The organism is Aquiflexum sp. (assembly GCF_041751335.1).
Lineage (GTDB): Bacteria > Bacteroidota > Bacteroidia > Cytophagales > Cyclobacteriaceae > Aquiflexum.
On record NZ_JBGSXS010000068.1, the window covers coordinates 1 to 1617 of the forward strand.

Annotated in this window: 1 protein-coding gene and 1 pseudogene; both read left to right on the forward strand. The window is 37.8% G+C overall.

Going from position 1 to position 1617, the window contains the following annotated elements; translation table 11 throughout:
• A pseudogene (locus ACEW8U_RS04195) lies at positions 1 to 612 on the forward strand (TonB-dependent receptor); the annotation flags it as partial.
• Positions 613 to 705: 93 nt separating this feature from the next.
• Positions 706 to 1476, forward strand: a complete 771-nt coding sequence (locus ACEW8U_RS04200) for an SPOR domain-containing protein (protein WP_373520781.1) — start codon at positions 706 to 708, stop codon at positions 1474 to 1476.
• Positions 1477 to 1617 lie beyond the last annotated feature (141 nt).

Below are 1617 nucleotides of genomic sequence, written 5' to 3' on the forward strand. Positions count from 1 at the left end.
GTGATGGAAAATCCGTTTTTGGGACCAAGTGATCAGTTGCTCAATACCATCCAAAACTTTAAAACAGGAGCAGGAGTAAGAGGCAAATTATTGGATGAATTTACTTATGAGGCCGGATTCAATGTTGGAAGATACAGAAACATGCATTTCTTTGCCAATACCCTTATTGACAGTCTAAGGTTCAATATGCTTTATGATGAAAGTACAACATTGCTGAATTATACAGTCAAATTAGGATGGGATTACGAAAACTGGTATAAACTCACCGCCAATATAGATTATTATCAATTTACCTTAAGTACCTTGAATGCTGCTTATCACAGACCTGAATGGGAAGTTAGAATCAACAATCAATTTCTTCCTGCGGACAAATGGTTGATCCAGTTCAATGCGCATTTGATGGGAGGTATCCAAGGTTTCAACCAACAAAATGAAGCATCCCAAAGGCTACCTGCAATTCTTGATCTGCAGATCAAAGCAGATTATCAGATTACCGAGAGGATTTCTGCTTTTGCAATTGGCAACAACCTGTTAAACAGGACTAATCAAAGGTTTTTGAATTATCCGGTAAGAGGGATTCAAGGAATTGTTGGGGCGACCTATAAATTCTGATTGGTCTAAGTCCAAAAACAGATCATTGCTGTAAAACAAATTTGCCTTTTGATCCAATTAAAGTAGCTTCGCATACTGTTACTCACCCATATCATGACTGAAAAAGAAAACGAAAGCAAACCTAACTTAGAAGATAAAGATTATGGGTTTCCATTTGTGGAAGTAACTCCTATACAAGCACCTGTCATAGCAGAAAAAAAAGAGAAGTCTGATAGGGTAGAGGGGAGTGTAAAAGATCACAATAAAATTAATCCTGCATCTTCAATTGCAGAGATTCCAACACCTGCTTCGCCTTTGGCCAAAATCAATAAAAAGGTTTCAAGAAGAGGTAAAAGCCAGGTACCGTTATTATTTTCGCTGGTTTTCTTAATAGTCATCATCCTTGGTTCAATAGCCTATTTTCTTTATTATTTGCCCGAATCTGAAAATACTTTGGAAACCACAAATCCAGTTGTTTCGCAAGAAATGATTGCCGAAGAGCCATTGGCTGATGGCGATCAACACTTAAGTACTGAGATGGGAGAATTGGAAGATGTTGGCACGATCACTGAAGCAGAAAGTGAAACACCTGTTATCGCTGCTACTCCTGAAGTTGTGACAGCAGAGATTATTGAAGTTGATAGGCGGGGAGAAATACCATATTATAATGTAATCGTAGCAAGTTCACCCAATAAAAGAATAGCAAGGGCAGAGGCAAAAAAAATGATTGACAAAGGAAGAACTACATGGATAATTTTTCCCTTTGGCAATACCAACAGCTACCGGATTTCCGTTGGTAGGTACGAGGATCTCGAATCTGCCACCAAAGCCATGGAAAAAGTTAGGGTAGAAATAAATGAATCATCTTGGATTTTGAAATATTAAAATGATTTTAGCACAAACCTTGAGTACAGATGGTCAGTTTATGGCCGATTCCCTTTCTTTAATGGAAAGCAGTAAACCCAGCATAGGATTGTTGGATTTAATGATTAAAGGCGGATATATGATGATTCCATTATATATCCT